This is a genomic window from Shewanella sp. GD04112, assembly GCF_029835735.1.
Classification (GTDB): Bacteria; Pseudomonadota; Gammaproteobacteria; order Enterobacterales; family Shewanellaceae; genus Shewanella.
The window spans coordinates 75732-91724 of sequence record NZ_JAOEAL010000002.1 but is presented as its reverse complement, the minus strand read 5'-3'; the positions used below and the strand labels follow the sequence as shown (position 1 = coordinate 91724).

General features: G+C 45.9%; 11 protein-coding genes. 8 read left to right on the top strand and 3 right to left on the bottom strand.

Annotated elements, in window-relative coordinates:
- Positions 1 to 153: 153 nt before the first annotated feature.
- The 3 genes from N7386_RS21895 (at position 154) to N7386_RS21885 (ending at position 5444) form a co-directional block, all read left to right on the top strand.
- Positions 154 to 4398, top strand: coding sequence for an Ig-like domain-containing protein (locus N7386_RS21895; RefSeq protein WP_279771185.1), 4245 nt, complete (start codon positions 154 to 156; stop codon positions 4396 to 4398).
- A 135-nt stretch (positions 4399 to 4533) separates the two neighbouring features.
- Complete coding sequence (locus tag N7386_RS21890) at positions 4534 to 4995, top strand: antitoxin Xre/MbcA/ParS toxin-binding domain-containing protein (RefSeq protein WP_011711549.1); 462 nt, start codon at positions 4534 to 4536, stop codon at positions 4993 to 4995.
- Positions 4992 to 5444, top strand: a complete 453-nt coding sequence (locus tag N7386_RS21885; RefSeq protein WP_037426858.1) for an RES family NAD+ phosphorylase — start codon at positions 4992 to 4994, stop codon at positions 5442 to 5444. Before N7386_RS21890 ends, N7386_RS21885 begins: the two co-directional genes overlap by 4 nt.
- A gap of 124 nt (positions 5445 to 5568) precedes the next feature.
- Here N7386_RS21885 and tnpA read toward each other — a convergent pair whose 3' ends face one another.
- Positions 5569 to 5985, bottom strand: a complete 417-nt coding sequence (tnpA, locus tag N7386_RS21880; protein ID WP_037426855.1) for an IS200/IS605 family transposase — start codon at positions 5983 to 5985, stop codon at positions 5569 to 5571.
- 45 nt (positions 5986 to 6030) lie between these two features.
- Between tnpA and N7386_RS21875 the strand changes: the two genes are divergently transcribed.
- Entirely contained in the window at positions 6031 to 7236 is a 1206-nt protein-coding gene (locus N7386_RS21875) for a transposase (protein WP_279767801.1), read from the top strand.
- A 128-nt stretch (positions 7237 to 7364) separates the two neighbouring features.
- Here the strand turns inward: N7386_RS21875 and N7386_RS21870 are convergent, their stop codons facing one another.
- Positions 7365 to 7790 carry a hypothetical protein gene (locus N7386_RS21870; RefSeq protein ID WP_083848303.1) on the bottom strand — a complete coding sequence of 142 codons (426 nt, stop codon included), beginning with the start codon at positions 7788 to 7790 and terminating at the stop codon, positions 7365 to 7367.
- Between the two features lie 74 nt (positions 7791 to 7864).
- On the opposite strand from N7386_RS21870, the gene N7386_RS21865 reads away from it, so the two are divergent.
- Genes N7386_RS21865 through traN form a run of 4 tightly spaced genes read left to right on the top strand, consistent with a single transcriptional unit; the run spans position 7865 to position 15072 of the window.
- Positions 7865 to 8371: a S26 family signal peptidase gene (locus tag N7386_RS21865; RefSeq protein WP_037426844.1), complete on the top strand. Its 507-nt coding sequence runs from the start codon at positions 7865 to 7867 to the stop codon at positions 8369 to 8371.
- A gap of 37 nt (positions 8372 to 8408) precedes the next feature.
- Positions 8409 to 9647 carry a TrbC family F-type conjugative pilus assembly protein gene (locus N7386_RS21860; protein WP_239642740.1) on the top strand — a complete coding sequence of 413 codons (1239 nt, stop codon included), beginning with the start codon at positions 8409 to 8411 and terminating at the stop codon, positions 9645 to 9647.
- Entirely contained in the window at positions 9644 to 10795 is a 1152-nt protein-coding gene (locus N7386_RS21855; RefSeq protein ID WP_050991310.1) for a TraU family protein, read from the top strand. The genes N7386_RS21860 and N7386_RS21855 overlap by 4 nt, the downstream gene beginning before the upstream one ends.
- Before the next feature lie 2 nt (positions 10796 to 10797).
- Entirely contained in the window at positions 10798 to 15072 is a 4275-nt protein-coding gene (gene traN, locus N7386_RS21850; RefSeq protein WP_279771177.1) for a conjugal transfer protein TraN, read from the top strand.
- A 41-nt stretch (positions 15073 to 15113) separates the two neighbouring features.
- Here traN and N7386_RS21845 read toward each other — a convergent pair whose 3' ends face one another.
- Entirely contained in the window at positions 15114 to 15980 is an 867-nt protein-coding gene (locus N7386_RS21845) for a hypothetical protein (RefSeq protein ID WP_259216106.1), read from the bottom strand.
- Between the last annotated feature and the right edge of the window lie 13 nt (positions 15981 to 15993).

Here is a 15993-nt window from a genome sequence, read left to right as displayed (position 1 = left end):
GATCTCTTTGGTGTTATAAGCACATTTGATTAATTTAATGTGCATTAATTCATCGCAAAATTCCCATTAATTGCTCAAAAAATGGGTAAATAAATTTATCCATTTATATAATTCTGATAACCTATGTAATCATAAAAAAATGTTGGGTTCAGAATGCGCGACTTAACTTTCAGTAAATCCGCTATAGCGCTACTTATACTAGCGCAATCGGCGTGGTCATTTAACGCTTTAGCTGTATCCGGTGTAACCATCACTGGTGAACTGTCTGCAAAAATGCCCGAAATCGTCTTGACCCCACCTTCAGGAGTGGTGGCAAACGTCCAGCAGGTGCAAATCAAACCAACTCAAGGATCCGGTGCGGGTTGTAGCTTAACGACGGATGTAGCGGCGGCAAAAGCCTTTACGCAATCCCAAGGTAACATGCTCTGTTTACTGGAGTGGAGCTTGCCATCAGGGTTAAGCACTTACAGCGATGGTATTCAGGGTTACTTTAATAACTCTGGCAATAACATCATCGGGTATACCGTAAGTATTTATTCTGGCAGTGGCAGTGAAAAAGTGCTGGTTGAAACAGGTTCGATGACTGTGGAAGCGGCGCAAGCTATTTCCCCAAACATCGTTGAAATCGTAAGTGACTTAACCACTGGTATCCAGTTAGGTTCGGACGTAACCAGCAACAGCAAGGGAAACATCCTCAAAACCGTCCAAGTTAAGACCGATTCAAGGCCATATACCCAAGTAGTTAATGCGCCGAGTCTCGGGGCGTGTACCATCCCGATTGGCAGCACATCATGTACCATGTCCACAGCTGGCACGACTATTGTTACCGACACAAGCAGTTCGACGGGCTCAACCAACTACAGCATGAGCGTAGATTCGGATAATGGCTATTTCAAAACCATCAATGGCCAATATCAGTCGCAATACAATCTCGCATGGGACTTCAGGACCGCGACACTCGACGATTATATGATGCAAGCGGTGGCCTCGGGTAACGAGGTGCCAATCACTAAAACATTTGCTGACGGCACGACACTAACTATCGATAACGAAAAAGCGCTATTAACAGTAGCTACCCCTCACGCGGGTAAATCCGGTACGTGGTGGCATCCACAGGCGACTATTACGCTAAAACCAGATCCACAGTATTCAATCAAACAACCAAGCTATAACCTGGCAGGAAATGACATTCTCTCTACCGATGTTATTACCTTACCTACGGGAGAACTTAAGCTGAGCCCTAAGCTCGTTGAGCAGCATTCCGATGTATGGGCATTCGAGTTTGACCTGTCTTCGCTTCCAGATGGCGTTTACATCCCATACGCGACGTTGACGGACGCTTACAGCAACACCTGGGAAGGTGTCGTAGGTGAGTCCAGTAACATCGATAGAAATCCTCCAACTATCAGGATTTACAACACTAACGGCGGCATTGTTAACGCTGCCGACCCTATTTATTTCTTTGATGATATTCTCGTTGCGGCTGTTGATTCCATGTCTGGTGGGGGGAAGGTGATTGCTGCGTCAGTGGATGGCCAATCAGTTCTTGGAGATGGTATTGATGAAGGGATTGAGTATTTAAAAATGCTCAAAACTCCAGATACTCCATTAGAGCCCAATACTGATAAATTACTATCTGTGGTAGTCCAGGATAATGCTGGTAACACATCAGTACAGGAAGTCTCAATTCGATATATGCCAGTAAAATGGCAGATAGATGACAGAAGCCAGACCTATCGAAGAGGTGTTCAAGCGGTCTCTATGCCACTCAAAAACACCGAGGGGGTTGGTTGTCGCATGTATGCGTCAGCTGAGCAGGCACGTAAAGCTGGTGGTCAGTTAAATTATCGCTGTTTTATTGAATGGCTACAATTCCCTGATGGCACAGGCTCTCAATGGTCTAACTCTCAGCAAGTCCTCGCGGGTACGTTCCAAAAAGCGACCAGTACATCCTCACTTAACGAGGCTAAGTACAAGGTTTGGATGATCAACCGAAAAAACTCAGAAGCGCTCAGCTTTGTGGGTTCGCAAGAATTTAAAGTGACTGAGCCGGAGCCGCCAGTAGTAACTGTTGCTAAATACCGTGAATTTAAACCTGACATTTTTACGACGACAGTTGATGGTGGGGTGATTACCTCCACGTCAGCTGAGTTTATTAACGGTGATTTAACTTTTTCAATCACTAGCAGTGATGGCACTCAGGTGTCATACCCTTACACACAATCAGGCTCAGCTCAGTCTAAAAAGCGGATTGGTAAAGTTTTAAGTGTGGGGGCATCTGCCTTGTGGACCACAAGAGATATTGAGCTAAAAGCTCAGTACACTGGGGACAAAACCGCGTTAGGCACTAAGAAGGTTAAAGTTCTGACTGTGCCAGCTAATACTATTGTAGCGAAGCTAGAAACCCCCGAGGTACTTCAAAACACTCAGTCTACGATCACTGCTAAAGTGAGTATTGGCTCTCTGGACTTCTTAACTCGAAAAATGACTTACGATAAAGAGACTATGGGTGATTGGTCTGCGGTCATTGCATTGGAGTCGCGAAACAAAGAAGGTACTAGCTATCAAAACCTAACAGAGCCATTAAAGCTTAACAGTGAAGGTGTGGCATCTGCGGAAATCCCATTCAAGGACTTTTCTATCGGCAGTTCTCGCTTAGTGGCTCTGGTGACTGTGGACAGTAAACTGGCTGATTACCAAAAAACGATTAAGAGTAATTCTGCATTTTTCCAGATTTATAAAGGTGAGGCTATTGACGGAGATATCCTGATAAAGCGCATGGCGGGTAAAGCGCCATTCCCGGCTCAATTGCTATACGTACCTAATACACTAAATGACCGTCGTGCTAAAGGCGACGTGACTTGGGAAATGTCGAAAGATAGTGGCGGTACATGGGAAGAAATTGCCACTAACAAAGACTTTGTGCAAATCCTGTTATCTAACAAAGGTATCTATCAATTTAGAGCCCAGATTGCTAACAAGTACAGCGGTATTAAACAGACCACCGATTTCCAAGAGGTGTTGGTGTACGACCAACCAGAACTGAAGATTGAGGGTGTTAGTGCATTACATGCTGGCGAGATTGGCCAATATAAGCTGCTTGATAATGATGAATCAGTCGATTTGACATCAACCGAAGTAGAATGGTCGTTAGATGGCGTGAACTGGGTGAAAGGTGATGATAGTTTCACGTTAACGATGGACAGTGAAACTCGCTATAACATCTATGCTCGCGCAGCTTATGTGAATACTGATTTGGCTGGCGACGCCAGGTATGCGAAGGCTACTAAGATTGTACGTGCCGCACGTTTACAACCTGTGCGAATGGCATTGCCGGTGATCAAGGCGATGGAAGAAGGCGTTCCGTACACACTGGAAGCGACTACGAAGCTAGCGGATACCGCTGCGGGTACGCCAATCATCACTGAGTGGACATTACCAGACGGCACCAAGACGTTAGCGCCGTCCATCAGTTACACGCCAACGGCTGAAGATGTCACTAATAAACTGGTGAATATCCAAGTGCGATCATGGGCCGAAGGCTATCAGACTGAGACAGAAAACCTGAAGCGCTTAACTCCAGCAGCATGGCGTTATAGTTTCCCATCGTTTGAGATTATAAGTAAGACGAGCAGCAGCTATGCGCCGACGTCAGGCTCTATGTTGATTAACACTCCGACTGACCTTCCTCCGTACTACTCGGGAGTGACGTTCTCGGTTGAGTGGACAATTCCCGAGACATTTGAGGTGGTGCGCAAGACCGACAAACAAGTAGTGTTCAACGTAAAAGAAGCGGGTACAGAGAATGTGCAGGCGACTATTACTGACAACCGTGGTAACGCTAAGGTCGTTTCTAGCTACATCGGCACCAACCAAGCGCCGGAGCCGCAGTTGAACATTGAGCCACGTTATAGCAACACTATGATGCGTGAGCCACTAACCGTGATTGCAAACTTGTCGGGTAAAATGGGCCACCCATTAGACCGCATTAATACGGTCAGTTGGTATCTCGATGGCAAGCTGGTGGAGCCTACCAATCTGAGGGTGGTGGTAAATGGCGTTGAAGCGGGTGTACATAGACTAAAAGCGGTTATGACATCTGTATTCAACATCCAACGGGAGTACGAAATGGAAATCCCCGTGGCCAAAAACGTAGAACCCAAATGTAACGTGAAGGAAAGCAATTATTCCAACATTCGCCGACTAGATCTGATATGTACTGACGAAGATGGTAAGATGGCGAAATACGAGTGGAGCATTAACGGTGAAATATCACCCTACATTGGCTCTTATATTTACGTAAGTAAGTCGACTGGTTATAGCGCTGTGATTATCGCTAGAGGCGTGGATGACTCTGGCGCTTACTCAAATTCTATTGAGAAACATTACACAAATTAAACCGTTCAAATAAAGAATCCCGCTATTGTTGCGGGATTTTTTATAACTAGATTATCATGTGAGACATTAAAATTTGTCAAATGAGACTTGTAGTGCGATAATTATACATAAATTTGGAATGCAGGAGTCATTGATATGGCAGTTCAACAATTACGTGAGTTCAGATTAAAACCTAAAGTACATCAATCTATCTGGGCTAAAGTGGGGTTGCCTGCTGGCGAAGGCCCTGTGCTAAGTGACGCAATAAATCATGGGTTTAGTATTGATGTTGTGAATCGCTTTGCCGAAGCCGTTTCCATGCCCGTTACGAACCTTGTCCAGTATGCCGGTTTAAGCCGGGCAACCTTCGCCCGTCGGGTAAAGGATAAAGAACATCGACTGAAGCCTAGTGAAAGCGAAGCGTTTGCACGGATGATACGAATGTATGAAGCAGCAACTTTGATGCTTGGTGGAAACAAGGCTGATGCTATTCAATGGCTCAATGAACCCGCAATTGGATTGAACGGTAAAAGACCAATTGAGTTAATGGGCTCTGAGTCGGGCACAGTAGATGTCATTCGTCTAATTAATAGATTAATGCACGGAGTTTACATGTGAAGCTCTATCGCATTGTATCAAAGCAGTACGTGGATTCTGCATGGAATGGACAAGGGGCTGCAATGTATGGGGGGCGCTGGAACTCATTGGGAGTACCGATGGTGTATACCTCTCCTACACTATCTCTAGCAATCCTAGAAGTCTTAGTGCATCTCAATTCACCCCGAAGATTCGATAACTTCGTCACGCTTGAACTGGAATTGCCCGAAAGTGAATTGATGATGTTGCCACAAAGCGAATTGGCCGAGGGGTGGCGATACAACGACATAATGTCCAGAGGGCTTGGAGATTCGTTTATAGAGTCTGAATCGGCGGCTGGACTGATGGTGCCCTCGTTTATTGTGCCCTTGGAGCACAATGTGTTGGTCAACCCTTCCAATCCAGTTGTAATTGAGTCGGTTAAGAATGCCGTTGATTTAAAATATCAAATCGATCCAAGACTAATTTAAGTTGTTGATTAGCTAGCATAGACAACTCGGTTAAGCGGGTTCTCATTTTATTTATCGGATAGTGCGGAAAACCTCGCCGTTCAGGGCGAGGATGAATAGCGCAACGGCGAAGCCGTTCTGAGGGCTACGCCGGAGTTTGTTGCTGCTCAATATACTGCCGGATGATCTCAATTGGCGCACCACCACAGCTCCCCGCAAAATAACTGGGCGACCAGAGCGCACCTCCCCAGAGTTTCTTTTTGATCGAAGGGTAATTCTTTTTTCGGATCATCCGGCTGGATACACCTTTGAGACTGTTAACCAGATTCGACACGGCCACCTTCGGCGGGTAATTCACCAACAAATGCACATGGTCGTCTTCACCGTCGAACTCAACCAGCTCTGATTCAAAATCAAGACAGACCTTTTCAAAAAAGATTTTTAGATCATCCAGCACTTCTTTGGTAAAGACATTTCGTCGGTATTTTGTTACAAAGACCAAATGAACGTGCATTTTAAAAACACAATGCCTGCCATGCCTTAAATCGCTTTCAATTTCCATAGACCAATCTATAATTGAGTTGTATTGACACAGTATGAGCAAGCCATGCAACGACTGCAAGCCTACAAATTCGAACTGATTGTCACTGGAGAGCAGCAGCGCCAGATGCGCCGCTTCTCCGGTGCTTGTCGGTTTGTCTATAACAAGGCGCTGGCGTTGCAAAAAGAACGACATGAGCAGGGTGAAAAGAAACTATCGGCCTTTGAACTGAATAATCTGTTACCACAATGGAAAGCAGAGCCAGAAACAAAATGGCTGTCTGATTCACCTTCTCAAACGCTGCAACAGTCGCTGAAAGATTTAGATCGGGCGTACAAAAATTTCTTTGCCAAACGAGCAGACTTCCCGCGCTTCAAAAAGAAGGGTCAGTCAGATAGCTTTCGCTATCCACAAGGGGTGAAACTGGAGCAAGGCAATAATCGACTCTTCCTGCCCAAGCTCGGCTGGCTGCGTTACCGCAACAGTCGGACGGTGGAAGGTGAGATTAAAAACGTCACGGTCAGTCAGGTTTGTGGTAAGTGGTATGTATCGATCCAGACCGAGCTGGAAGTTGAAATTGCCGTGCATCAGGGCGATGCCATCGGCATTGACATGGGCATTGCCCGCTTTGCCACCCTGTCCGATGGCCGTTTCTACGCCCCGCTCAACAGTTTCAAACGGCACGAAACCGCTTTGCGCAAGGCGCAGCAGGCCATGAGCCGCAAGGTAAAATTCAGCAATAACTGGAAAAAGGCCAAAGCCAAAGTTCAGCGCATTCATTCCAATATCGGCAACAGCCGCCGTGACTACCTGCATAAAATATCAAACGACATTAGCAAAAACCACGCGATAGTCTGTATTGAAGATTTGCAGGTCAAAAACATGTCAAAATCAGCGGCAGGAACCGCCGAGCAACAGGGTAGGAATGTTAGGGCGAAGTCAGGCCTGAATAAAGCCATTCTTGATCAAGGCTGGTTTGAGTTCCGTCGCCAGCTCGATTACAAGCTGGCATGGAATGGCGGCCACCTGATCGCCGTTCCACCGAAAAACACCAGCCGGACGTGTCCGTGCTGTGGTCACATATCGAAGGATAACCGCGCCACGCAAGCTCGGTTTGCCTGTGTGGAATGTGGCTTTGAAGAAAACGCCGATGTCGTCGGCGCGATCAATGTATTAAGGGCGGGACACGCCCGATTAGCCTGTGAAGTGAGTGGTGCAACAATGCCGCCAGCAGCAGGAACCCACCGAAGCGAGTCCGGCGTTCGCGCCTAACCGCAGTAGGAATCCTCGTCGTTTACGGCGAGGAGGATGTCAAGACAAGTAAAATCTAACCCAAACCAAAAAAAACCGAGGTGGTTGAGGCCTCGGTTAAATGGGTCTAAACGGAAGATGGTTGTTCACTATTGAGCTAGTTTGCTTAATGAATCGATCGAAATATCGGATATTGAATCATTAGCAGCATTTGCGGTTGCAACTTCAATTTGCATAAAGTAGCTAAGAACATAGGTATCATTAGGGCTGCTGGTGCTGTTGAATAAACTAAATGTGGGGTCTAAATAGTAGTCGCCACGCTTTAACCATCGATGATCTAGCGCGATTAAATTATCACCTATCGCGACAATCACGATCCCTTGCACTATAAGTTCAGCATTCAATATGCTCTGAGTTCTACAGCAATTCACAAAACTCTTCCCACATTCTACGTGTGCGGAAATGCGGTCCAACTCTTCAATTGTAAGACCTGTAATATTCACTGGGATCAGTGTTGTCGGGTCAATTCCTAGTTGATTCAAAATTAGCTCTAAGTCATTCACAGTAGATTTCATCGCCGCTCTCGTTGTTGCTGAACTGCATTCCGTCTAGTAATATACATGAACTGTATACTAATAGAAATGTGTAGATGATCAAATTCGACAAGGCTCACTGGCGTCACACGTATTTACTTCCATTTTGTATTGCTGCCGTCATTACAGCTGCTACTACGTGGTTTAGTCATAGCTATAAACTGATATTGGTACTCAACAGCGATAAATGCATTCCAGGTTCAGTATTCGTGGTAGACACACGACAAAAACACGTTAATAGCGGCGAGCTGGTGATGTTCATGTCTCCTCAAACCGACATTCTTCCGTCAGGGATCAACATCATAAAGTTAGTGGCAGGTGTCGAAGGAGACCTCGTAGAAATAGGGAGGTTTAGTGTGACCAACAAAAAACACAGGTTCCCAGCACCTATCGACAATGCGGCGAATGCGCTGAATATCGATGTACAAAAGCTCATTGGTACTCGGACTGTAGAGAATGGCGGGATCTTTGTGTTAGGCACAGAACCTGGCAGTTATGACAGTCGTTTCTTTGGTTCAATCAAAACTCAGCAGGTGATTGGTCGTGCTTACCTCATTATCTAATAGACAGTTTCTTGTTAGCTTGTTTGTGGCGGTAACGATGTCTGCCATTTATTTCGATGCAATGGCTACAGACGATAACCAGCAGTTTATTCTGGATGCAAAACGACAGATGGATGAAGTCCGTAGCCAAATCGAGGCTATGAGGCAGAACAATACCCAGCAGCCCCAAGGTGGCCTCCCCGCTGCTTGGGGGCAGCAATCTTACATTTCACAAGCACAAATGCTCACCCAGCAGGCCGATGCGATCAGGCATCAAGTGCTGCCAAAGCCAGAACCTGTCACGCCTGTTGTGCAGCAAGAGATAGCCGCAAACGGAGAGGTATTCATTTTCGCTTCATTCGGTATGCCAGCATACACGCTGAAATCAGCGCTGAGAGCAGCATCTCAAAGCCAAGTTAAAACAACAGTCGTATTTAGAGGCCTGAAAGATGAATCTGAAAGTCTGCGTGATGCCTCCAACGCCATTCATAGAGTGATAGATGAAGCAGATTTAGATGTTACTCCAAGAGTTATCATAGACCCTCGTTTGTTTAATACCTATGCAGTCGAAGTAGCGCCAACAATGGTGTATCGCAACGGTGGCAAAGTGGTTACCGCGACAGGGCTACAGTCATTAGAAGATTTCGTTAAGCAGTCCGAAGGCTTGTTGCAAAGCGGCTCGCTCGGGAAGTTGTCAGACACTTACGACATTACTGAGATGGACATGCTCGAACTTATCCAACAGAAGCTCAAAAAAGTAGATTGGGAAGAGAAAAAGCACGAGGCCGTTAGCCGATTCGTTAACCGTAAAGAGGTTCAGTTGACAGAGAGCCTTAAAGACGAGGATGTGCGTTACAAAATTGACCCGCGTGTTCGCTTTACCCAAGACCAAACAACGCCGGATGGCCAGTATTTTGCCAAGGCCGGTGATGTTGTAGATCCTACAGCATTACTCCAAATGGAAACCCGCTTATTCATGATTGACCCAACCAGTGAACGTCAGCTGGCGTGGATGAATGATGTACTTTCCGTGACTGAGCACAAGCAAGTTTACGTGCTGCTATCTGCGCTGCCGGCCGGTAGCGATTTAACCGAATTTAACCGGTTGCAGACAAAACTAGGCCGTCGCTTGTACTTGATGCAACCGACGATGGTGTCTCGTTTTCAGCTTGAGCATTTACCCGCATTGGTTGATTTGTTTAAGGGAGAAATCCGCGTCACTGAGATTGGTCAACGAACTCTGAGTAATGCGGGATTACCGACACTATTAGTAGCTCCAAATGGCGGTGCCAAATGATGAAGAAGTTCGCAAAAGTAGCTGTTTTTCTGGCTTCCATGATGTCCGTAAATGTGAGTGCGAACAGTAAGCCGGACTCGGTTTGCCCCGATGCTGGCTATTTCTCAAACCTGATTAACTCTTTTTGCTGGTCATGTACGCTACCTTTTAACCTCGCCGGATTCTCGGACAATGTGCCTAAAGGGGCTAATTCGAGTCGTTTATGCTCATGCTCGGATGCTCTGGGTGTGCCGGAGCTTGGGGTATCTCTGGGTTACTGGTCACCTGATCATTTAGTTGAAGTCTCTGCAACGCCATGGTGCAGTCCAACGCTGGGTGGAACCTTGCTACAAAATGACATGACGATGCGGGGGAGGGCATCCAACCCAGAAACTCAATCTGCCGAAACGGTATCGTTCTTACATTACAACTACATCATCAATCCGGTTTTCAAGATGTTAGGTCTTTTCTTGTTGCCTGAGTGCGACACATCCCCTGGTTACTTTGACCTCGATATTGCGTACATGTCAATCCTCGATGTCACCTACGAAAACTCGGCGCTATCATTTCTGTTCACTCCTGACGCAATTCCGATTGCGAATCCAGTTGGCCGCGCCATTTGTGTTGCCGATGGGATGATCACTGCTAGTAGCGGCAGTGCTAACGAGGCACTGTGGTTCTGCGCTGGTTTAGATGGTCCCTTGTATCCATTAACCGGCTTTATTGGGGCCGACAATGATTTTATCCGCAATACTCAGTTAATCACGACTCGTTCACTTGCTGCGCTACATCGCAGGGGGTTAGCGCGAAAAACTTACGGTAAAGAGGCGATGTGTAACGCCGAGTACAGTCCAATGATCCCTAAGGCGCAGTACAAAATTTCTATGATGTATCCGTCTCCTGAAGCTAATCCTGCAGCAGCATCAGCTGTGAAACCCACGAAGGCTTTTAATATTGAGGATCTACAAAATCCTGAAACTGGCAATTACGACAACAGCGAAGATAAAAATAAATCAACCCTAGATGGTTCATGGGATGAATGTTGTCACCCTCTCGGTTGGCCTACGATTTGGTGGGGTTCAGGTAGAAAGTCTCCTGGTAATGGAAAAGACCAACACGCGGTTTATTCAATTTTCAGATACACCGATTGCTGTGTGAGGGTTCAATAACAATGGAAGATAAACTGGTTACGTGGTGGGAAAAGGCAATCTCTTACGGAATAGGAAGCATTTACTTATTCAATATTTTAACTATGAGTTTTCTGGCGCTATTTCTCACAAGTAGCCCTGCATTTGCAGATCTCCCATTGCCAGTATCTCTTCAGTATTCCTGCCCAACAGGGTGGAGCTTTTCAAATGGCACTTGTGTTAAGTACACCTATGCAGCGCCAGTAGTGACATGCCCTACAGCTGGTTATTCCGTCACCACTGTTGATGGCTTACAAACATGCGCCAAAAATGAGTCCCGGACAACGATTAACAGTTGCCCCACTGGGACTAACTGGCTCGATATCCAGCAATCGTGGAATTATCAAGACCCACTGTATCCCAATTATTGCTCTGCAAGGCAAAGCGCATCCTCATTAGCGAATTGCCCCAGTGGGTACACGACATATAGCAATGGGATCTGTTTTAAGCTACAAACTCCATTGGGAAAAACGTGTCCAAATGAGGGCGGAGCCTCTGAAAAGGTTGAGCAAATCTGTCCCCAGACCTATGTAGACCTCGGACTCTGTAAAAAAGACGAGACAGTCACTGTGTCACTGCCTGACCAAAGCTGGCAAAAGCAGAATGAATCTACTTGTAAGCGCACTCTTTACGAAGGTACGGTCTCCACCTGTCCAACGGGTTACACCCCTGCCGGTGATGACAACTGTGTGAAAGTGCAAACAACCCCGTCTACGGTAAGCTGTTCGTCCGGCTATTACCAAGATGGCGGTCAGTGTTCACCTGGGACGGCCCCGAGCTGCCCAGCAGGAACGTCGTATAAGAATGGCTCATGCGTGAGCACGTCAGGTACAGTAACCAGCTGCCCAGCAGGAAAAGAGTTAGATCCCTACAGCAATACCTGTATTACGGCGAAGGGAAACTTATCAGATCCTGATTACTTTATGCAGATGGGCCGCGATTTTGGCAAATCCGCGGTAGGCGCCATTGAGCTGCCAGGAGGTACAACTAACAATATTAAGCTTAATTACCGGAATGTTGGTCAAACAGATATGACCACATCTAATATGACCAATGCTGATATGCTCGGGCTTGACTCCAATAACGGTTACAACGTATCTGCAACAGGTACTTATCAGGACGAAAAGGCGCAACAAAAATCGATTAAAGAGGCCGTTGAGCGAAACACGGCTTATGGAAAGTCAGAGCCCGTTGTTGGGGCAAATCAAGATGAAACGAATGATGCGCAAGATCATAGTGCCAATGCTTATCTAACCTTGCTTGATGCTCAAAACAAGAACCCGCCACACACTATTGGAAAGGATGCTTCATTCCTTAAATCTGGATCACAGGAGCAGCAAAATATTCTTAATGGTAATGGCGGTCAATTCTTTGGTGACTGTACCGCGTCTACCGTTACTAAGACCACGGTAGATGACTCCCTCGTACAGAGTACAACGCAGGAGTGTTTTAAGCCCAACCGCAACAACCTATCAAGTTGTAATAGGGAGCGGGTGTTAACTCCGCCCAATGAAAACAAAATATTTGGCTCTGGCTACGGTTTGTGTGGAAAGAGGTGTATTAGCGTAACTATAGGACAAGAAGGGGATAATTATCTGACGGATTATCCCGATGGTACTTGTAAGAGGTATACAGAAAAGAAAGCGTTTCGCCTTGCAGATGACGTCAATATTGTATCGGCAACCATTGGTAAATCGATGTATGACGATTGGTACAGACTGTCGCTTAACGGCGTATCCCTGCGTGAATCTAGTAAACTACCTGAAGATGGGACAAGCTGTGGTGAATTGAAAAACACATGGCATAAAAATCCTGAAGATATTACCACTACCGTTAAGGCGGCGCTGGCTAAAAGCCGAACCTTGTCATTTGAACAAATTGTAGCGGTTAAAGACGTTGGTGAAGGCTATGCCACAATCACGATTAATACTGATAAAGACCTAATAGCAAATTGGGAAGAAGAAATTATCGAGAGCCCTGAAGGATGCGAGGCTTCGTTGTCAACGCCTGACAGTTTTTGTACGGCTTCTGATTGGAAATGCGATGCTCGGTTAGATTCAGAGTTAATCAACAACGGTGGTGTTCTGAATCTATCGGATATTGAAGGAGCTCCGGGTGTTCAGGCAGTTTCCGGGCCAAATGACGTAGTATTAATGGTTATGCGTAGGGATTTTGAACCAAGTTTGGCAAATGGGACTAATTCAAACTGCGGTAACATAGTTGGCACCACTGACTCCGAGGGCGATAATAAAAACGATGACGGTCTATGGGTGTGTAAAGAAGGCATCGGATTCCAAACCCACAGTATCTATAGTGGCCCAGGAATGTACGGGACAGAGTTTGTAAACGTCTTACCCAAGAGGAACAAATGGTCTGTCTTCGCTGTAAAAATTAACAATGGTCTGACATCTCGGTTTTACAATGAAAATGGTCAGATATTTAACGCTAAGCAGATGTATGGTGGAAGCTTTGACTCATTAAAGCAGCGTCGAATTATCATTGGTCGAGGGAATACCTCACAGGATTGGACCAAACGTGCGAATGCGCCACTCTATCTGGCTCATTGGGAAGTGCTTCGTGATATTACCTCGGATCAACAAGTGCTCGACGCACTAGAAAAAACCAAGGATATGTTTGCACTGGTCAACTTAGACCCCTTATATGAGGGTGATGATGGTCTTACCCCTTGCATGTACGCACATATGGAAGATTATGTGTGTGATCCTCTCAAGGGAAATCGATTACCGCTTAATGGTGGTTCAGTTGGTTATTCTGACATTCGCACAATGGGTGACCAATGTACCCAGTACACTTCAGATGAAAAGTGCAGTATTGAATCCTCTACGTGTGCGGAAGGTTGGCTAGATTCAGCAACGAATACCTGTTTTGGTTGGGATGTCACGTATCGCTGCGAAAGCGGTTCGGTCATAACTAAAACCGAAACCGTGGAGAATAATACTTGTTTCACTGATGCATCTTGCGTTGATGGAAATTGCGAGACAAAAGCTAAAGAGACCAATACAGACTTTGTTCAAACCGCGGCGATGTATGCGGCGATTAACGAGTTAGATAACGGATCATCATGTACTGACCCAACTAATCCTGATACCTGCCAAGTGTTCGTCGGCAGTGTTGAGCAATGTAGTTGGGATCAACTCAAGGTAAATGACTGCTGCTCCACCAAAGGCACCGATACCACATCCAACTTATTTAAACTGTCATTAATGACCTTTAAAGCTGGGCAAAACGCAGTGTCCAGTGAGAACGCGTGGGTGAATGAGTATTTAGGCGGGGAATATGCCAAAAAAGGCTGGAGCATGGTAAAAAGTGGTTGGAATGATGCCGTCGATTGGGTATCTGACTCAACTAAACCAGCGACGGAGGCTGCAAAAGGTGCATGGGATTATCTAGGTAAATCCTTTTCGTCTGAAGCTACTGCTACAGCAGGTAATGCGACAACTACCGTATCAGGAGAAGCAGGATCCGTTGTTACTGACTTTTTTACGGATTTGGCTACCTCAATCGATACGGTAAAAACAGAAATCTATCAATGGGTTTACGATGTGATGCCAGAGGCAATGCAAGAAGCGATTCTAGCTGGCGCCGAAGCGCTTGGGGTTGAGATGGCTGGGAAGGAAGCAGGTGCTCAAGCGATGGAAGGGATTGTCAGCAACCTCGTCGCAGCACTTTCTTTCGTTATGATGCTTTACACCATCTATAACATGCTGAAATTGCTTTATACGATATTGACGGCCTGTGATGACGATGAGCTAAAAATGGGTACAGAGCTGAAAGAACGAAAGTGTTTCTTTGTCCGTAAGGTTCCTTGTAAAAAGACATTAGGGATATGTACCGACAAGGCCCATAACGAGTATTGTTGTTTCAAGAGTACCTTGGCCAGAATAATTATGGAGCAAGTAATTGTTCAGTTAGGTCAAAATCCGGTGTCATGGCATGACAACGAAACGTGTCGCGGATTGACTCTAGACGAGTTAGCAAATATCGACTTGGGTAAAGTGGATTTCAGCGAATGGGTAGGGTTGATGACTGAATCAGGTATGTTCCCTGAACCAGACATGGAAAAGACGGGTAAAGATGCTGTGGTTAACCGAGAAGCTCGAGATAGTGCCGATGACAGGATTAAAAATCAGTTAGGGGTTGACACTGGTGTTAAAGTTCGAGAAGCGTTCCAGAACGCATCACCTGCGACTAACTTAGATTGTTCAGGTTTCCCAAGACCGCCGAGCTGTCCTGTATAAAAACAAAGGCCGTTACAGCGTTTATTGTAACGGCCTTTTTGTTAGGCTTTAGGTTTGATGAATAAATGGGTCTGTTTTTTATTCAGGTCGATTACCTGCTGATATTTTGCTCTCAAATTATCAGCATCGGGGCAGTCTCTATTCGCAACAGCATCCACCGGAGGCACATATAGGTAAGTTGGATAAGTGGTCGAGATAGCATTTAACTTATCTAGCAGCACGAGCTCTCCGCAAGTGCTCACTGACGTTGTAACTACTAAATAGTCTCCAACATCAAATGATTGATCAAATAAGGAAGAAGCCTGTTCAGCATTTAATGATGTCGCTGGGGTGGCGACGCCATAAGTTAACCATGCCCAACCTGCTTCTTTCTTGTTTGGCGCTAACTGGGCTTTAGAATCCTTAACAAACATTGGGTGAGTCATTTTGCTCCCAATTTTTACACTTCCGATCTTATATTCAGTTCCAACATCTTTGCCTAAATAGTCGGCTAATTGCTGAGAATGTCCTACCAAATCTGCGGCAGGAATCACTTGAATAAGGTTAAACTTTGCTAAAGGCTTTTTGTTCGTAGTTCCGAGAAAGAACAAGCCTGCATTCATTAAACCGCCACTTAATCCACTGCCACCGAATGCGCCAATACCAGCAGTGCCTGCAGCCATATTCATCGCCATGACAGAGCCTGAAGCACCATTAACCTTTTGCCAATCTTCCGCAGATAGTTCAGTGTCTTGAGTGTTTTTATCGCCTCCAGCTGCTTTTAGCACTTTTAGAGCAAACGAATCGTCTGATTGAATATCGAGTTGAGAGACTGTTTTAGGTGCTGATTTGTCAGTTGGTGTTGACGCGCAACCAGAGAACAATGCGGTGCAAGCAAGAACAGCGGCAAGTGAGTAGGTCTTTTTCATGGTGAACTCCTGA

Excerpts from the sequence above, each read along its gene's own strand:
- N7386_RS21895 (WP_279771185.1), top strand. The coding sequence starts at position 154 with ATGCGCGACTTAACTTTCAGTAAATCCGCTATAGCGCTACTTATACTA.
- N7386_RS21890 (WP_011711549.1), top strand. The coding sequence starts at position 4,534 with ATGGCAGTTCAACAATTACGTGAGTTCAGATTAAAACCTAAAGTACAT.
- tnpA (WP_037426855.1), bottom strand. The coding sequence starts at position 5,985 with ATGGAAATTGAAAGCGATTTAAGGCATGGCAGGCATTGTGTTTTTAAA.
- N7386_RS21875 (WP_279767801.1), top strand. The coding sequence starts at position 6,031 with ATGCAACGACTGCAAGCCTACAAATTCGAACTGATTGTCACTGGAGAG.
- N7386_RS21870 (WP_083848303.1), bottom strand. The coding sequence starts at position 7,790 with ATGAAATCTACTGTGAATGACTTAGAGCTAATTTTGAATCAACTAGGA.
- N7386_RS21865 (WP_037426844.1), top strand. The coding sequence starts at position 7,865 with ATGATCAAATTCGACAAGGCTCACTGGCGTCACACGTATTTACTTCCA.
- N7386_RS21860 (WP_239642740.1), top strand. The coding sequence starts at position 8,409 with ATGTCTGCCATTTATTTCGATGCAATGGCTACAGACGATAACCAGCAG.
- N7386_RS21855 (WP_050991310.1), top strand. The coding sequence starts at position 9,644 with ATGATGAAGAAGTTCGCAAAAGTAGCTGTTTTTCTGGCTTCCATGATG.
- traN (WP_279771177.1), top strand. The coding sequence starts at position 10,798 with ATGGAAGATAAACTGGTTACGTGGTGGGAAAAGGCAATCTCTTACGGA.
- N7386_RS21845 (WP_259216106.1), bottom strand. The coding sequence starts at position 15,980 with ATGAAAAAGACCTACTCACTTGCCGCTGTTCTTGCTTGCACCGCATTG.